Genomic DNA, 15,908 nt, shown 5'->3' on the forward strand with positions numbered 1-15,908 from the left:
TATTCTAAGTAAATAAATAGATTTCGAGATAAAAAGTATTTTTTAATAATATCTATGCAACTATAAATTTTCTATTATTGATAAACTTACAATAAAAATGACAAAATAAGACACCCATAGTAAATGGATGCCATCCTAAATATTATAAACCTACCGAGATATATTTTATTTCAATATATTCATCTAAGCCATGGTGCCCGCCTTCCCTGCCGAGTCCGCTTTGCTTAAACCCTCCGAAAGGCGCTTGTGGAGTCGATGGGAGTCCATCATTTAAGCCGACGATTCCATATTCCAAACGTTCGCTCAACCGAATGCCCGTTGAAATGTTCTCTGTAAATACATATGCCGCCAATCCATAAATCGAATCATTCGCTCTTCTGATCACTTCTTCCTCTGATGAGAAAGTTGTAATCGGCGCAACCGGACCGAACGTTTCTTCCTGCATACATACCATGTCATCCTTGACACTACGTAATACAGTCGGCTCGTAGAACAAGCCTTCTTTCCTTGACCCGCCGACGGCTATTTCCGCACCTTTCGCTTGAGCATCATCGACATGTCGTTGTACTTTTTGGATTGCGTCTTCATCAATAAGAGGGCCGATTGTCACACCTTCATCCTTGCCGTTTCCTACTTTCAATTGTTTAATTCGCTCAACCAACTTCTGTGAAAAGGCTTCTTCGATTGCTTCGTGCACATAAATTCGATTGGCACATACACAAGTTTGTCCAGCGTTCCTGAATTTTGCGGCAATAATCCCATCCACGGCTTTATCAAGATTACTGTCTTCCATAACAATTGCCGGTGCATGCCCACCTAATTCCAAAGATATTTTCTTCACTGTATCTGCCGCACCGCGCATTAACAGTTTCCCGACTTCGGTAGAACCGGTAAATGTCAGCTTACGTACCCGTGTATCCTGCAGCCAAACATCCCCAATTGAACTAGCGTCACCTGTAACGACATTTACAACACCAGCAGGAATACCAGCTTCCAATGCCAATTGAGCTAACCGTATCGCAGTAATCGGAGTCTGTTCCGCTGGCTTGATGACAACCGTGCAGCCTGCAGCCAATGCAGGGGCGACTTTTCTAGTAATCATCGCTGCCGGAAAATTCCAAGGGGTTATAATTGCCGTTACGCCGACGGGCTGTTTATGAACGAAAATCCGTTTTCCTGTATGGCTGGAAGGAATCATTTCACCATAAATTCGCTTTGCTTCTTCTGCGTACCAAGAGATGAAGCCGTTTGCATATGTGATTTCTCCTTTTGCCTCGGCTATTGGCTTCCCTTGCTCTTCCGTCATTGTCCGAGCCAGATCATCCACATGACTTTCGATCAGTTCATACCATTTCACCAAGTAAGAACTTCTTTCATAAGCGGAGAGCGTTGACCATTTATAAAACGCATTGTTTGCAGCTTCAACTGCCTGATGAGCTTCCTCTTCAGCTCCATACGGAACCGTTGCGATCAGTTCTCCAGTTGCAGGATTCATGACATCAATTGTACCAAGACCTTTCCCGACTTCTTTTCCGTCAATGATCATAGAATATGCATTCATCTCATAACCTCCTCCAATTTATATATACAAATGTATCATTATTTTTTCTTGAATTCCTTCCAAGCGGGTTGCATAGTGAGAAATTGTTTCGAATCGTCTTACAATGTACGTTCGTATCTATTGTGCTAAACTATTTATTAAAAAGATGAAAGGCGGTAATGAGGATGGAAACATCGAACCAGGTCAAATTGACATCACTTACAACAAAAGGAGGATGTGGCTGTAAAATTGGACCCGCAGACTTAGTGCAAGTTCTTCAATCCCTTCCTCCTGCCGTCTCCAATCCAAATCTTCTCGTCGGTCTCGATACGAGTGATGATGCCGGTGTTTATAAATTAACGGACGACGTCGCAATCGTCCAAACACTTGACTTTTTCACTCCGATTGTCGATGATCCTTATGATTTCGGCCAAATTGCAGCAACGAATGCTATTAGCGATGTTTACGCAATGGGCGGAACTCCGATCACCGCTCTAAATATTGTGGCTTTCCCCATAGCCAAATTGGATAAAAGCATTCTTACCGAAATTTTGAGAGGTGCCGGAGACAAGTTAAAAGAAGCTGGAGTTACTCTTGTCGGCGGGCATTCCATTGACGATCAAGAGCCTAAATTCGGCTTAGCGGTAACAGGCACTGTGCATCCCGAAAAAGTCCTTACAAACGCCGGTGCGAAAGCAGGAGACAAGTTAGTGCTGACAAAGCCCATCGGTGTCGGAATTTATACTACTTCTTTAAAACACGGTGCTCTTTCTAATGAAGAAATTGAGCGGGTGACTTCAATAATGACGACTTTGAACAAGACTGCGTCAGAAGTGATGTCTAAATATGAAGTTCATGCGGCTACAGATGTCACTGGATTCGGCTTGCTTGGACATGCGACAGAAATGGCTAAAGCAAGTGGGATAGGCATCCGAATTATTTCAGAGCAAGTACCGATTCTTCCTCGCACAAAAGAACTAGCAGAAGCAGGAAGAATACCAGGCGGTACAAAAAGCAACTATGCCCACGTCGATGATGCGGTCACTTATGCTGATAAACTTGATCAATTGGACCGTTATATTTTATGTGATGCGGTCACTTCAGGTGGCCTGCTAATTTCAGTTTCAGCAAACGATGTAGATCAATTAATTGACGAGATGAATAAAAAAGGCGTCCATGCAGCCATCATAGGGGAAGTAACTTCAGTGCATTCAGGAAATATCCATGTTGACTAACCCTTATAATAGAAGGTGATTGAAATTGATTCGTGATATAAGTTTACAAGACCTATTTTTATCGGTCGAAAAAGAGCCGCATACAATTATTGATGTCCGTTCTCCGTCAGAGTATAGGGAAGCGACTATACCAGGCAGTATCAATATTCCTGTCTTCACCGACGAAGAACGGGCAGAAATTGGAACCCTGTACAAACAGGTCGGGAAAGAGACTGCTACTGAACGGGGGCTGGAGATTTTCTCAGCGAAACTCCCCTCTTTCATACAGCAATTTAAGAAGATAGAAACACCTATGACAGTATTTTGCTGGCGCGGCGGTATGAGAAGCAAAACAGCCGCGACCGTCCTTGATTTAATGGGCATTCAAGCAAACCGATTAAGCGGTGGAATCCGAACATATCGCCAATGGGTCGTGAAAGAGTTGGAAAAAGAAGCATTCCCTCCTCGTTTTATTGTGTTGAATGGATATACTGGATCGGGCAAGACAGCTCTTTTGAATCGGCTAGCAAGCACTGGTTTTCCTATTATCAATCTTGAACAGCTCGCCGGACATCGCGGCTCTATTTTCGGTCAAATTGGACGTGAACCAAATAACCAAAAAAAGTTCGATTCTTTGCTGATCCATGAACTTCAAAAAAAGAAAGACAAACCTTTCGTCTATATTGAAGGAGAGAGCAAACGAATCGGCAAAGTGCTGATTCCCGCATTCCTATTTGACAAAAAGAAAAATGGAATCCATGTTTTCATCCATCTACCGATAGAGGAACGGGTAAAAAACATATTGGCTGATTATAATCCATGGAATGCTGGTGATAAATTCATCGAAGCTTTTAATTTAATTAAACGGCGCATCCATGTGCCTATCGCGAAAGAAATAGAAGAAAAGTTACACAAAGGTGAATTTAAGGGAGCAGTTACATTATTGCTTGAAAACTACTACGACCCCCGATATGAGTATTCAACGACAAAACATCCTCAAGAAAACGACTTTGTCATCTATGCAGACTCTGTTGATGATGCTTATGAACAATTATTGAAGCTTGACTTTACTTCTGAGAAATTGAAATCTAAAAAGGCTGCCAATCACTGAAGTGATCGACAGCTTTTTTCATTGCAATTTTTCTATCCGGCGTTCATTCCACATAAAGAATTGTTCAATTATAATTGCAATAATTGTACCTGTAATTAAGCCATTCGATAAAACAGCTACAATTGCATTCGGCAAACCAGACATGCTTTCCTGCGGAATAAACATGATACCCACGCCTATCATTAAACCAATGGCTGACACTTTATAGGCACGATCTTTCTTCGGCTCGGCAGCAAGCTCATAGAATGCCATCTCTACCATTTTCGTAAATATTGCAAACGTGACTGCGTATGCAACCGGTGCAGGCAGTACAGCAAACACAGACATGATCGATGGAATGAGTGTAACTAGAATAACAATAATGCTTCCCGTTATGAACGGCGTAAGCGACGCCATTCTTGTTGCACCAACAAACCCCGCTGCACCTGAAATCGGGACTGGCCCGATTGCTGAAAAGATTCCTGCGAATATATGGTTGATTCCTGAAGCGATGGAGCCTTGTTTCATCCGGTCAGGCGGCGTTATGGAAAAAGATTGTTTCAGTAAGCTTTCCATAACACGGATGGACGCCATCATATTTGCAATCAATAAAAGCGTAATAAAACTAGCAGTAATGAACATGCCGCTATCCCAAACCGGTTTCCCATACACGAATAAATCGGGAAGTCGAATAAATTGCCCGCCTTCAAGCGTTACACGATCCGCCTTTCCGATTATCAGAAAGAGAATCCAACCGAATCCGATCGACAATAGGACGGAATACCTTGAGACCCAGGGCACTTTATGGTTCATCGTACTGAACGTCATAAAGACAACCGCTAAACTTCCGAGGAATATAAGGCCATCTATCTTGCCTCCAGCACTTTCAACACCAACCATTCCCTTTAGGAAAGTACCACTTAATTGCAAAATGAGCAGCATCAAATATGTAAATGTAACTGATGGAGTGAAAAGATCTTTCATTTTAGAAATCATTCCACTCATAGCCAATAAGATAAACAAGAAGCCGCTGACAAGCATTCCGCTTTGCAAAGCTTGCAACGCATCCTCGCCAGTAGGATATACGATACCTACCATTCCTGCATAGATGACGAAAATCCCCCACCATAATCCCGCTGGTCCTTCATTGATCGGCAAACGATGACCGATAAAAGCTTGGACGAGACATGCGATGCCGAGAACAAACATCGTACGTTGAACGAATAGGGCGGTTTCAGCAGCCTCCATTCCAAACCCATGGGCGATTGCAATAGGAGCCGCAATTGAGGATGCGATTAAAAAAACCGCCCATTGCAACCCTCCGACAACTATTTTCATAAATGCACCTCTCACCCGAATACGATTCGGATACAATTTTGATATAGTGGACAATATCGATCAGCTCGGCTGATGTCCATTCAATTCTATAGTATCAGCAAATCCTTTAATGAAGAAACCATCAGTCTTCGACCATTCGCAATAGAGAATTTCCTTCGCTTGATTATAACCTTTTTCGCGAATCTCTGTCTGCAGCCATTGCTCGGACTTTCCGATAGCATTCAATACTTCCGTCTTCACTTCCCCTTCATCAATTAGCAGAACACTTGGCTCTTCCTCCTTTTTTCTAATATCCAAATCATCCGCTACAACTGGTTTATATTTGGCGAACGAATTGATCGATATTTGTCCACCGGGTTCGATATACATATCACGCACTTCCCTTAATGAAAAAATTCCTTGTTGACGGAGCATCGTCCGGACTTGCTCCATTTCCAGTTGATTTTTTTTAAACGCTTTCTGATTGATTTTTCCATCTGAAATCAATTGGTCTGGCTCTCCTTTTAGAAGAATGCGCAATGGATTGAAGATAGATACCAATTTCTCGATAGCGAATATGGATAGTGCCCATACAACCATGGAGAATAGGAACATCCATATACTCGTTTTATTATCATATAAAGTTTCTTCTAGAATTCCCCCGAACATTATTAAATAAATGATGTCATAAGGCGTCATCTCGGCCAAATGCTTTTTCCCTAAAAGCCGGATGACGACCATAAAAGTAATCAAACCGATAACGAGTTTCATTCCATTTATAAAATAATCCATTTCTATTCCTCCTCTTCTGTAGTTAGTTAAATACCCGGTATCGACGTTTTAAATCTATTTCAATGTTTTAAATAGAATTGATTGGGTATTTTCTAGAATAGCACTCACCTAGAATAAAAAATTATTAGGAGGCGTTTTGAAATGGTACAAAGACACGTGGTAGGTTATTATGATACTGAATCGGAAGCTGTTGCTGCAATCGAGGAATTGAAAAGACAAGGATATAGTTCCAATGATATTTCTATCATTAGCAAAGATAGAGATCATGTAGATAACATCGAAGAACAAACTGGAACCCATGCTGCAGACGGCGCGGCGACAGGGGCTGCAACGGGTGGTTTGCTTGGCGGCCTTGGTGGTGTGTTAGCGGGTATCGGAGCGCTTGCTATTCCCGGAGTCGGCCCGATCATTGCAGCAGGACCAATCGTAGCAGGGATTACTGGAGCAGCTGCAGGAGCAGGAGTCGGCGGACTCGCTGGAGCATTGATCGGTATGGGTATTCCTGAAGAAGAAGCAAATCGCTATAATGATTACTTTAATGAAGGCAAAATTCTTGTATTAGTAGATGGCGATTACACAGCCACACGCTTGGACTATCCCGATCGCCCGCTTATCTAACAAACGAAAAAGGCTGTTCCCTCTCAATGGGAGCAGCCTTTTTTTATTTTAATAATAGGGAGAAATCAATATGTAAACAAGAACACCTGTAAAGCTGACGTATAGCCAAATCGGCATCGTCCAGCGCACTATTTTGCGATGACGTTCATGCTCCCTGTTCCAAGCCCTAGCAACACTTGTTAAAGCAAGCGGAACGATTGCCGCTGCGAGAATTATATGTGTGATGAGGACAAAATAGTAGATTCCAGCTAAAATGCCGCTGCCGCCATATGGAGTGGACGGGGACAAATAATGAAAAGCTACATAAGTAACAAGGAATAAAGCAGTTGTGCAAAATGCGGCATAGATGAATTTTCGATGGACATTTACATTCTTCTTTTTAATAGCAATGAGTGCAGCTACTAAGAAAAAGAACGTAAAGGTATTGAAAATTGCATTCATCAACGGAAGGATCGTAACATCAAACGCATCAAAATCCTCCACACCCTGCCTACCCGATAATAAGCCAATAATACCAATTAATACGACCGATAAAATGATAATCGCCGGCCGATAATTTCTTTTTTTGAAAGGCTTCCCGCCAATTGAATCTGCGGTTTGATTCATTTAAACATCTCCTTATACAGTACATACTTAATAACCGTAGTGTATCATATTTTACTCCTCCCTTACGCCAGTTCACATTGTTGTCGAAATGAAAAGCAGCCGGGTATAGTTTCCCGACTGCATAGTTGCATTTCTTGTTTTATTCTACAGATCACTTGAATATTGTTCGGTGTAAAAATGCCTTTGTCCGATCCATTTGTGGATTGCTCAATAAATCTACGGGACTTCCTGATTCCACAATCTCACCTCTATCCATGAAAATCGCTTTATTTGCTACATCCTTTGCAAATTCCATTTCATGAGTTACAACAATCATGGTCATATCTTCCTGAGCAAGATCTTTCATGACACGAAGTACTTCTCCCGTCAATTCCGGATCCAAGGCAGATGTAGGTTCATCAAACAAGAGAATTTCAGGTTTTCTCATTAATGCACGGGCTATAGCCACCCTCTGTTTTTGACCGCCGGAAAGCTTGGAAGGCAAAACATCTGCTTTGTCGGAAAGGCCAACTTTCGCTAATAATTCCATACTTAATTCACGGTTTTGCATTGCACTTCCTTGCTTAAGAAGCTTTGGCGCAAGTTCAAGATTTTCAACTACAGTAAGATGCGGGAACAAATTGAAATGCTGAAAAACCATTCCCATATTGGATGTAATCTGTTTCACTTGTTGAGGTTTCGAATAAATTCCATCCTTTACAATATAGTTTCCGTTGACCGACACACTTCCCCCGTCCAATTCTTCTAAATGGACTAGACTCCTGAGCATCGTACTTTTCCCCGATCCAGATGGTCCGATGACTGCGATTACATCATTTTTATTCACTTCAAAACTAATCTGTTTTAGTACTTCAAGGGGACCAAATGATTTTCTTATATTTGTCACTTCAAGAATTGCCATGAATTACACTCCTCTTTATCAATCCTGCATAACTGTATAAAAGTTAATCGAACCTCAACCGTCTTTCCAACCATTTGAAGAACATTGTCAAACATAATGTAATAAGAAGATATATGACGCCTGCCAACAAGAAAGGAGTTATTGTAAAGTCACGGTTGACGGCTGTTTGCGCGAAATGCAGCAATTCAGGCACCGCCACTGCGTAAAGTAGGGCCGTATCCTTCACTAGCGTAACCGACTCATTTGCAACAGAAGGCAATGCAATACGGAACATCTGTGGAAGAACAACTTTTCTCATCGTCTGCCATCGATTCAATCCAAGCACTTGTGCGGCCTCATATTGGCCTTTATCAATAGCGAGCAGACCGCCACGAAAAATCTCTGCGAAGTAGGCCGCATAATTTAAGATGAAACCTAAACATGCTGCGACAAACCGATCAAGTACTAAATATTCTCCGATGACGGGAATAAGCGGCAAGCCGAAAACTATGAATAACAGTTGCAATAAGAGCGGTGTCCCACGCATTAAGTAAATATAAGTATTCGCCAAATAAGCTAACGGCTTAATAGAGCTCCTCGCAATAAGGGTTAACATGAAGCCAAGCGGAATGGATACTATGATGGCAACGATAAATAAAATTATCGTTGCTTGGGCTCCCTCCAGCATCGGTTTCAAGATGGATAAGAAATAATCGATAGACATATGATAACTCCTTCTAAAAAGCAAAACAGGTTTTCTCATCGAAAACCCGGCATGCTCGTTTCATTATTTAAGTACTTTATCTTCCCCGAACCATTTCGTGGAGATTTCTGCCGCACTGCCGTCTTCATTCATTTTATCTAAAGCGCCTTGTAATTTTTTGAGCAATTCCTCATTGCCCTTTTTTACACCGACTCCATATTCCTCAGGCGCTAAAGACTCGTCCAACACTTTAAAAACGCCTTCTTCTTTGGACATATAATAATCGATGACAACTTCGTCAATGACTACTGCGTCGACACGGCCTGATTTTAAGTCTGATAGGGCAAGAACATTGTCCGCATATTCCGAAATCGATTTGATGTCAGATTGAATCGGGTTGTCGCTTAATGCGTCCGCAGCCGAGGAAAGTGCTTGCAACCCAATTTTTTTACCGGATAAATCATTGAGTTTAGCGATGTCGGAATCAGCTAATGTTGCTACTACTTGTGCATTTTTCAAGTACGGCTTTGTAAAAAGCACTTTGCCTTTTCGTTCATCCGTTATCGTATACCCATTCCAAATCAAATCGATTCGTCCACTGCTCAATTCAGTTTCTTTTGTTTTCCAATCGATCGGTTGAAATTTTGCTTCCATCCCCATATGTTCAGCTGCAGCTTTCGCATATTCAATGTCGAATCCAGTGAGTTCGTTGTTCTCATCACGGAAACCCATTGGAGCAAATTTATCGTCCACACCGATGACGAGAACGTTCTTCCCTTCTGAGCCTTCTGTTTTTGACTTACCGCAACCAGTCACGACAAGCAATGCAACTATTGAAATGATCATTAATGTCATATATTTTTTCATTGTTATCTCCCCTTTTCATAGTCTCACTTTAACACTTTAGTCTGTTAACGTATTGATAATATACCACGGTTTCTCTATAAAGAAAACCCCTTTATAAATTTTCGAAATCTTCGTTCACTAACAATTCCACTTAGTATATGATTGGTCAACGTTTTGATTCTGTCGAAAAAGGAAATTGAAGAATATAGGATTACGTAAAGCATACGTAAGAAACATAAAGGAGGATGTTCACATGGAGAAAGAATTTAAAAATGATTTCGTGGAAAATAGCAAGAAAACCGAAGCGTCCCAACAGCAATCTTTAGGAATGAAGGACGATGCTAACTCGGACAAAGAGCCAAATGGAATGGATCCTGAAACCATTTTTGAAAAAGGCTACTCATTTCAGGAAACCCCGAATGAAGCGCTATCCCAGGGGATGAATCGTCTTGGGGATGAACCTAATAGTATCAATCCCGAAAAAAAATGATTCAAATTTAAAAAAGAGGCTGCCCGAATGAATCAGATTCACCTGACATTCGGACAGCCTTCGCTATGTAATGGAACGTCCCAGGCAGGAATCGAACCTGCGACCCACAGCTTAGGAGGCTGTTGCTCTATCCCCTGAGCTACTGAGACAAATTAGAGTACCTTTCTATTATAAAGAGATGATTTGGTAAGAGCAACAGTTTTGCTGCCCTTTTTTAGGATCGGCCGTATGACACCGAAAATAACACGCATAGTAAAGTAAATGTGAAAACAAACTAATAGTAGGTAGGAGGAGTATGCATGGAACGAAGTTCTTCAACGGATAGATTTCAACCTATGACATCTGTGACTAGTGGAAAAGGATTTGAAGTAGCTCCCGACTTATACTGCTATACGGTTCAAATCGTCAATGTCATATTTTTCGGTTTTGCCGGCGAAGGAAATGATTGGGTTTTAATTGACGCAGGTATGCCTACGTCAGGTGAAAAGATTAGAGAAGAAGCCGAAAGGAGATTTGGTAAAGACAATCCGCCAAAAGCGATTATTTTGACACATGCACACTTCGATCATATCGGTGGACTGGTTGATTTATTGGAGGTTTGGGACGTACCCGTATATGCACATGCGTTAGAGCTTCCTTATATTACCGGACAAAAAAATTACCCTGAACCTGACACGACTGTCGAGGGAGGGATGGTTGCCAAATTATCGTTCATGTTTCCTCATGAAAGTACAAATATCGGATCAAAAGCGCATGCACTACCAGACGATCATACGGTGCCATTCATGCCCGGTTGGAAATGGATTCACACACCAGGACATTCCGTTGGCCATATTTCTATGTTCCGTAATGACGATCACGCCATGATTGTTGGTGATGCATTCGTAACAGTCATCCAGGATGAGTTGTATAAAGTGTTTACTCAGGAAAAAGAAATAGGTGGGCCTCCCCGCTATTTGACGCCAGATTGGGATACGGCTGAACAGTCAGTCGGCATATTAGCGGCTTTGAGACCGAAAATTGCTATTACAGGCCATGGAGTTCCGGTTGAAGGGCAATGGCTAGATGAAAACTTAAATAAGCTTGTTTCTAATTTCCAATCGATTGCTGTTCCCGATTACGGCAAATTCGTAGATGATTCAAAATAAATTCAACTTCGGTAGACTTATCCCTGTCATTCCTACATCGCTGTCATATTGTCATGTTTTCCGGGTAAGCTAAATAATAATGATCCGGAGGAGGTATGATCGATGGACAGGGTTGAGCGAAACATTACGAAACGAAATGAAATTGAATTGCGGAATCGAAAGTTTGCGAAGAGGTTTCATGAATTTTCCACTCTAGGCGATTATAAGGAAGCGATGGTCAACTCATACAGAAAGACGGAGCAAGAGCAAAAGAATGACGATGAATCAATAAACCCACATTAAAAAGTTCGTCTTAAAGCTATAAACGGCTTTGAGACGAACTTTTTTTCATAATTAAAACAAAGCTGGTGTCGTTAATGCAATAATAATGACTAAAAAGACTACAAGAATGATAATCGGCAATAGTACAACCAATACAGCTTTCCAAATAGCATACTGATGAACTTCAGCAAATGCGGCAACGAGGACTACCAACGACCAAATTCCTCCAACAAAGTTGACAAGTAAAGAGACGATCATCCAAATAAATTGTCCAACCGAGAAATCATAGTCACTAATAAAATTGCCTTGACCCAAAATAAGCAGATCCGGTATCCAAATAACTCCGATAATCACAATAATGATATTAGAAACCGTGTACGCCTTTCGCGATTCCTCAAATGTTCCCGAGCCGCCAAACAGAAGTGATAAAGCATGGTATATTCCCGATACTACATATAGTGCAATTACTCCTATAATTGGTCCGACAATCAATGAAATTAATAGAATAGAGGCGAGATTCCAGGTCTCCCCTAAATCATTGTTCACAGCTTGGTCAAGGAAGTGTATGATTCCAGTAATTGCCGAAATGCCAAGTACGAAACTGCCTGTTTTATAATCCTTCACATATTGGACGGTTTTTCTCGGATGAAGCCATATGGCAGTCCATGGGTTGACTTGTATTCCTTCATGGACTTCATATTCATTATTTTGCAAAGAAAGCTCACTCCCTATTATTCTTTTTCTTCCACTCTTCATACATACGCATGAAAAACGGATTCGTTTCAAGAATAATTGAGAATCGGCATTTACTTATCAAGCCCTTTTCCCATACCTTTCAGAAAATCTAAACCATACTTCACTGCGCGATTGATATGAGGGTCGTTAAGTGCGGTCATCACTTGAAAAATCGACACTTTATCTCCATTTCCTTTATACAATTCAGCCTCTTCGATTCCTTTTGATATGCTGTCCTTCAAACTTTCCGTAACTTCCGGATTTATCGATGTCAATAGACCCGCCGCGTTCATTATATTATTGATGAGATTCGTCATCGGTTCCCGGGACGCTTGTGTTACAGCGATACTTGCAATCTCATCTTTCGCCTTTACCATTGCATTTACAGAATCCAGTACTCCCGCATTGTCCAATTCAGCTGTAATTTCTAAGATTTTTTGCAATGATTGCTGCTGTTCTGTAATGAGGGATTGCAGTTCATCCATTTTCTGTTGCTGCACTTCTGCTGGCGTAAGTTCTTTTAGTTTAATTGAAGTAATTGGCGCTGCCATAGAGCTCACCCTTTCTCCACTTGATCTGTCAGATGCTCGTAACCTGGTCTAGCCCACTTCCGTTCAACTTCTACCCCGTTTTGAGGATGTCGTTTCTTGTTCCGATGGTTGCTTGCCGGTAAAGGATTTTCGCCTTCTTTCCTTAAAACTTCCATACGGACTTTTGCTTGTTTGAATGCAGGTGTGTTCGTTCTTTGATCTACTGCTGTACCCGTCAAAAAGTTAATAGCTGATTCTTTTTCTACAGAGTTCATCGGAAGGAATAACTCATTCCCTTTCACTCTGTCGGTCACTAAAGCCGGCAGTCTGACAGCTCCGTGCGGTGAAACGAGCCTTACTAATGAACCGCTGAGAACGCCTCTCTCTTTTGCAAGCTCTGGCGATACTTCCACGAAAATTTCAGGCACCTTCGATTGAATCCCTGCAGATTTATTCGTCAAGTTCCCTTCATGGAAATGTTCAAGCATCCTGCCATTGTTAATGTGCAAATCGAATTCGTCATCATAGACGACAGGCTCTACCCAATCGGATAAAGCGAATCTTGCTTTTCCATCAGGGAAATTGAAACCATCAACGTATAGCAACGGCGTGCTTTCCCCTTCCAGACTGCCCCAGAAAAAGCTATCCCAGTTTTCCATATTGCTATAATCAGCTTGGCTGAATAATGGTGAAAGACTAGCCATTTCAGCGAAGATTTCGCTAGGATGTTCAAAATTCCAATCCGCTCCTAAACGAGTTGCTATTTCTTGGATGATTTTCCAATCCGCCTTTGCATCCCCTAATTCCGGCAATGCTTTATACAAACGCTGAACTCTTCTTTCCGTATTCGTGAAAGTACCATCCTTTTCTAAGGAAGGCACTGCAGGCAAGATGACATCTGCGTACCTTGCAGTCCTTGAGAAAAATATGTCTTGAACGACTAGGAAATCGAGTTTGGATAAGACGTCATGTACGTGGTTCGCATTGGAATCGACAAGCGCCATATCCTCTCCGACGATATACATTGCTTTCATGATTCCTTCATCGACGGCATGAAGCATTTGAATATTATCAAGTCCCGGTTTATTGCCAATTTCAACACCATATGCCTGTTCGAATTTTTCACGTGCACGATTATCCGTCACGTGCTGATATCCTGGTAGCCAGCCCGGAAGCGTCCCCATATCACAAGCACCCTGTACATTATTATGGCCACGAAGCGGGTATGCACCTGCGCCTGGTCTCCGGTAGTTTCCGGTTGCCAGGAGTAAGTTTGAAATGGCAGCTGACGTATCGGAACCTCCTGTATTTTGCGTTACGCCCATTCCCCATAAGATACACGTTCCATCTGCGTCACGAATCATTTCAGCAGTACGAATGAGATGATCTTTCGGAACACCGGTTACATGCTCAGCGAAATCGAGAGTGTATTTCTTCAATACATCCTTAAACTCTTCAAAATGATGAACATTTTCTTTGATGAAATTTGAATCGTGCCAACCTTGGTCAATCATATATTTCGTAACTGCCATTAGCCATACTTGGTCGGTCCCTTGCTTAGGGCTAATGAAAATGTCTGATCGATCGGCCATTTCATGTTTACGCAAATCGGCGACGATCAGTTTTTGTCCGTGTAGCTTATGGGCGCGTTTCACACGTGTTGCTAGGACCGGGTGACCTTCAGCAGGGTTTGCGCCGATGATAATGACAAGCCCAGCTTTTGCGATATCTTTGATCGTCCCGGCATCTCCTCCCATGCCGACTGTACGGAATAAGCCATCAGTCGCCGGAGACTGGCAATAGCGAGAACAGTTGTCGACGTTATTCGTCTTGAACATTTGCCTAGCGAGCTTTTGCATTAAATAGTTTTCTTCATTTGTTATTTTTGAAGAAGAAATGAAACCGACACTGTCTTCACCATGCTCCCGATGGATAGTTCCCAATTTTTCTGCCACTAAGTCCAACGCTTCCTTCCACGTTGCCTCCACAAAGGACTCGCCTTTCCGGATGAGTGGAGTTGTTAGTCTTTCTTCGCTATTGATGAAATCCCAGCCGAACTTCCCTTTCACACAAGTTGAAATCGCATTGACCGGCGCATCTGAAACAGGCTGTATTTTAAGGATTTTGCGATCTTTCGTCCACACTTCGAATGAACATCCGACACCGCAGAATGTACAAACAGTCTTTGTCTTTTTCGTTCTTGTGTCGCGCATGGCAGCTTCAGCATCTGATATTGCCATAATGCCGCTGTAGCCTGGCTCGACATTTTTCACCAAATCGATCATCGGTGTCAAAATCTCTTCCTTCATTCCTGTCATGAAGCCAGCTTCACCAAGCATCGATTTCTCCATCAATGCATTACACGGACAGACGGTGACACAGTGTCCGCAGCCTACACAGGAAGAATCATTGATTTTGGCGCCGCCATCCCAAAGGACAATTGGACGATCCCTTTCCCAATCGATACTGAGGGTTTCATTCACTTGCAGATTTTGACATGCTTCCACGCACTGTCCGCAAGCGATACATTGGTTAGGATCATATCGGTAAAATGGATGCGTGAAGTCGACGCTGTCTTGTGTGCACTTCGGTTCGTAAGGATATTTCTGTTCTTCGATTCCCATCATATCGACAGTGTTGTGGATTTTACAGTTGCCGTTGTTGTTATCACAAACTGTGCAATATAATAAATGGTTTTCAAGAATTCGATCCATTGCTTCAGTTTGTGCTTCCTTAGCACGAGGAGAAGATAATTGGATATCCATGCCTGGTTCTAATTTTGTGGAACACGCGCGAACAAGCCGTCCGTTCATCTCGACAATACATGTATCACATGTTTCAATCGGGTCCACTTCTGGAAAATAACAAATTTGCGGATGCTCGATTTTCTGTTCATTGACCACTTGTAATATCGTTATGCCCTCTTTGAACGGAAACGCCTTTCCATTGATCTTAATTGACATGAAAATGCCTCCTTTGAAATAAAAAACCACCATAGACAAATACACCTGCTATTGAGGTGTGCTTGTCTATGGTGGAATAGTCTAATAGCAGAGCTTGCTAAATAACCAATCCAAATGTAAAGTAATGAATTGATAATATCGGTGCAATGCCATACCCCGATACCATACTAACTAG

General features: G+C 42.0%; 16 protein-coding genes and 1 tRNA gene. 6 read left to right on the forward strand and 11 right to left on the reverse strand.

Annotated elements, in window-relative coordinates:
* Positions 1-142: 142 nt before the first annotated feature.
* Positions 143-1,561, reverse strand: a complete 1,419-nt coding sequence (locus ACR65H_RS11610) for an NAD-dependent succinate-semialdehyde dehydrogenase (RefSeq protein ID WP_440500430.1) — start codon at positions 1,559-1,561, stop codon at positions 143-145.
* A gap of 164 nt (positions 1,562-1,725) precedes the next feature.
* Between ACR65H_RS11610 and selD the strand changes: the two genes are divergently transcribed.
* The gene (selD, locus tag ACR65H_RS11615; protein WP_440500432.1) at positions 1,726-2,775 is read left to right on the forward strand and encodes a selenide, water dikinase SelD; all 1,050 of its coding nucleotides are present in this window, start codon (positions 1,726-1,728) and stop codon (positions 2,773-2,775) included.
* Positions 2,776-2,800: 25 nt separating this feature from the next.
* Positions 2,801-3,865, forward strand: a complete 1,065-nt coding sequence (mnmH, locus tag ACR65H_RS11620) for a tRNA 2-selenouridine(34) synthase MnmH (protein WP_440500433.1) — start codon at positions 2,801-2,803, stop codon at positions 3,863-3,865.
* Between the two features lie 18 nt (positions 3,866-3,883).
* Here the strand turns inward: mnmH and ACR65H_RS11625 are convergent, their stop codons facing one another.
* Positions 3,884-5,182, reverse strand: coding sequence for a purine/pyrimidine permease (locus tag ACR65H_RS11625; RefSeq protein WP_440500434.1), 1,299 nt, complete (start codon positions 5,180-5,182; stop codon positions 3,884-3,886).
* A gap of 60 nt (positions 5,183-5,242) precedes the next feature.
* Entirely contained in the window at positions 5,243-5,953 is a 711-nt protein-coding gene (locus tag ACR65H_RS11630; RefSeq protein ID WP_440500435.1) for a DUF421 domain-containing protein, read from the reverse strand.
* A gap of 141 nt (positions 5,954-6,094) precedes the next feature.
* Here ACR65H_RS11630 and ACR65H_RS11635 point away from each other — a divergent pair, with 141 nt between their 5' ends.
* The gene (locus ACR65H_RS11635; protein ID WP_440500436.1) at positions 6,095-6,571 is read left to right on the forward strand and encodes a general stress protein; all 477 of its coding nucleotides are present in this window, start codon (positions 6,095-6,097) and stop codon (positions 6,569-6,571) included.
* 48 nt (positions 6,572-6,619) lie between these two features.
* Here the strand turns inward: ACR65H_RS11635 and ACR65H_RS11640 are convergent, their stop codons facing one another.
* The 4 genes from ACR65H_RS11640 to ACR65H_RS11655 all read right to left on the reverse strand — a co-directional run bounded on the left by ACR65H_RS11640 (position 6,620) and on the right by ACR65H_RS11655 (position 9,627).
* Positions 6,620-7,177, reverse strand: a complete 558-nt coding sequence (locus ACR65H_RS11640; protein ID WP_440500438.1) for a DUF420 domain-containing protein — start codon at positions 7,175-7,177, stop codon at positions 6,620-6,622.
* 151 nt (positions 7,178-7,328) lie between these two features.
* Positions 7,329-8,078: an amino acid ABC transporter ATP-binding protein gene (locus ACR65H_RS11645; protein WP_440500439.1), complete on the reverse strand. Its 750-nt coding sequence runs from the start codon at positions 8,076-8,078 to the stop codon at positions 7,329-7,331.
* Between the two features lie 43 nt (positions 8,079-8,121).
* On the reverse strand, positions 8,122-8,781 hold the full coding sequence (locus ACR65H_RS11650) for an amino acid ABC transporter permease (RefSeq protein ID WP_440500440.1): 660 nt from the start codon (positions 8,779-8,781) through the stop codon (positions 8,122-8,124).
* A gap of 63 nt (positions 8,782-8,844) precedes the next feature.
* Positions 8,845-9,627: an amino acid ABC transporter substrate-binding protein gene (locus ACR65H_RS11655; RefSeq protein ID WP_440500441.1), complete on the reverse strand. Its 783-nt coding sequence runs from the start codon at positions 9,625-9,627 to the stop codon at positions 8,845-8,847.
* 232 nt (positions 9,628-9,859) lie between these two features.
* On the opposite strand from ACR65H_RS11655, the gene ACR65H_RS11660 reads away from it, so the two are divergent.
* Positions 9,860-10,096 (forward strand): hypothetical protein, encoded by a 237-nt coding sequence (locus ACR65H_RS11660; RefSeq protein ID WP_440500443.1) that lies wholly within the window; start codon positions 9,860-9,862, stop codon positions 10,094-10,096.
* Between the two features lie 76 nt (positions 10,097-10,172).
* On the opposite strand, the gene ACR65H_RS11665 is transcribed toward ACR65H_RS11660, so the two are convergent.
* Positions 10,173-10,245 (reverse strand) — tRNA-Arg (locus tag ACR65H_RS11665).
* 150 nt (positions 10,246-10,395) lie between these two features.
* Between ACR65H_RS11665 and ACR65H_RS11670 the strand changes: the two genes are divergently transcribed.
* Both ACR65H_RS11670 and ACR65H_RS11675 read left to right on the forward strand, forming a co-directional pair.
* Positions 10,396-11,244, forward strand: coding sequence for an MBL fold metallo-hydrolase (locus ACR65H_RS11670; protein ID WP_440500444.1), 849 nt, complete (start codon positions 10,396-10,398; stop codon positions 11,242-11,244).
* 102 nt (positions 11,245-11,346) lie between these two features.
* Entirely contained in the window at positions 11,347-11,526 is a 180-nt protein-coding gene (locus ACR65H_RS11675; RefSeq protein ID WP_440500445.1) for a hypothetical protein, read from the forward strand.
* Positions 11,527-11,577: 51 nt separating this feature from the next.
* On the opposite strand, the gene ACR65H_RS11680 is transcribed toward ACR65H_RS11675, so the two are convergent.
* The 3 genes from ACR65H_RS11680 to fdhF form a co-directional block, all read right to left on the reverse strand.
* The gene (locus ACR65H_RS11680) at positions 11,578-12,219 is read right to left on the reverse strand and encodes a YIP1 family protein (RefSeq protein WP_440500447.1); all 642 of its coding nucleotides are present in this window, start codon (positions 12,217-12,219) and stop codon (positions 11,578-11,580) included.
* Between the two features lie 92 nt (positions 12,220-12,311).
* Positions 12,312-12,791 carry a helical membrane plugin domain-containing protein gene (locus tag ACR65H_RS11685; protein WP_440500449.1) on the reverse strand — a complete coding sequence of 160 codons (480 nt, stop codon included), beginning with the start codon at positions 12,789-12,791 and terminating at the stop codon, positions 12,312-12,314.
* 5 nt (positions 12,792-12,796) lie between these two features.
* Positions 12,797-15,733: a formate dehydrogenase subunit alpha gene (gene fdhF, locus ACR65H_RS11690; RefSeq protein ID WP_440500450.1), complete on the reverse strand. Its 2,937-nt coding sequence runs from the start codon at positions 15,731-15,733 to the stop codon at positions 12,797-12,799.
* Positions 15,734-15,908: the final 175 nt, after the last annotated feature.

It is taken from the genome of Sporosarcina sp. SAFN-015, from assembly GCF_059415085.1.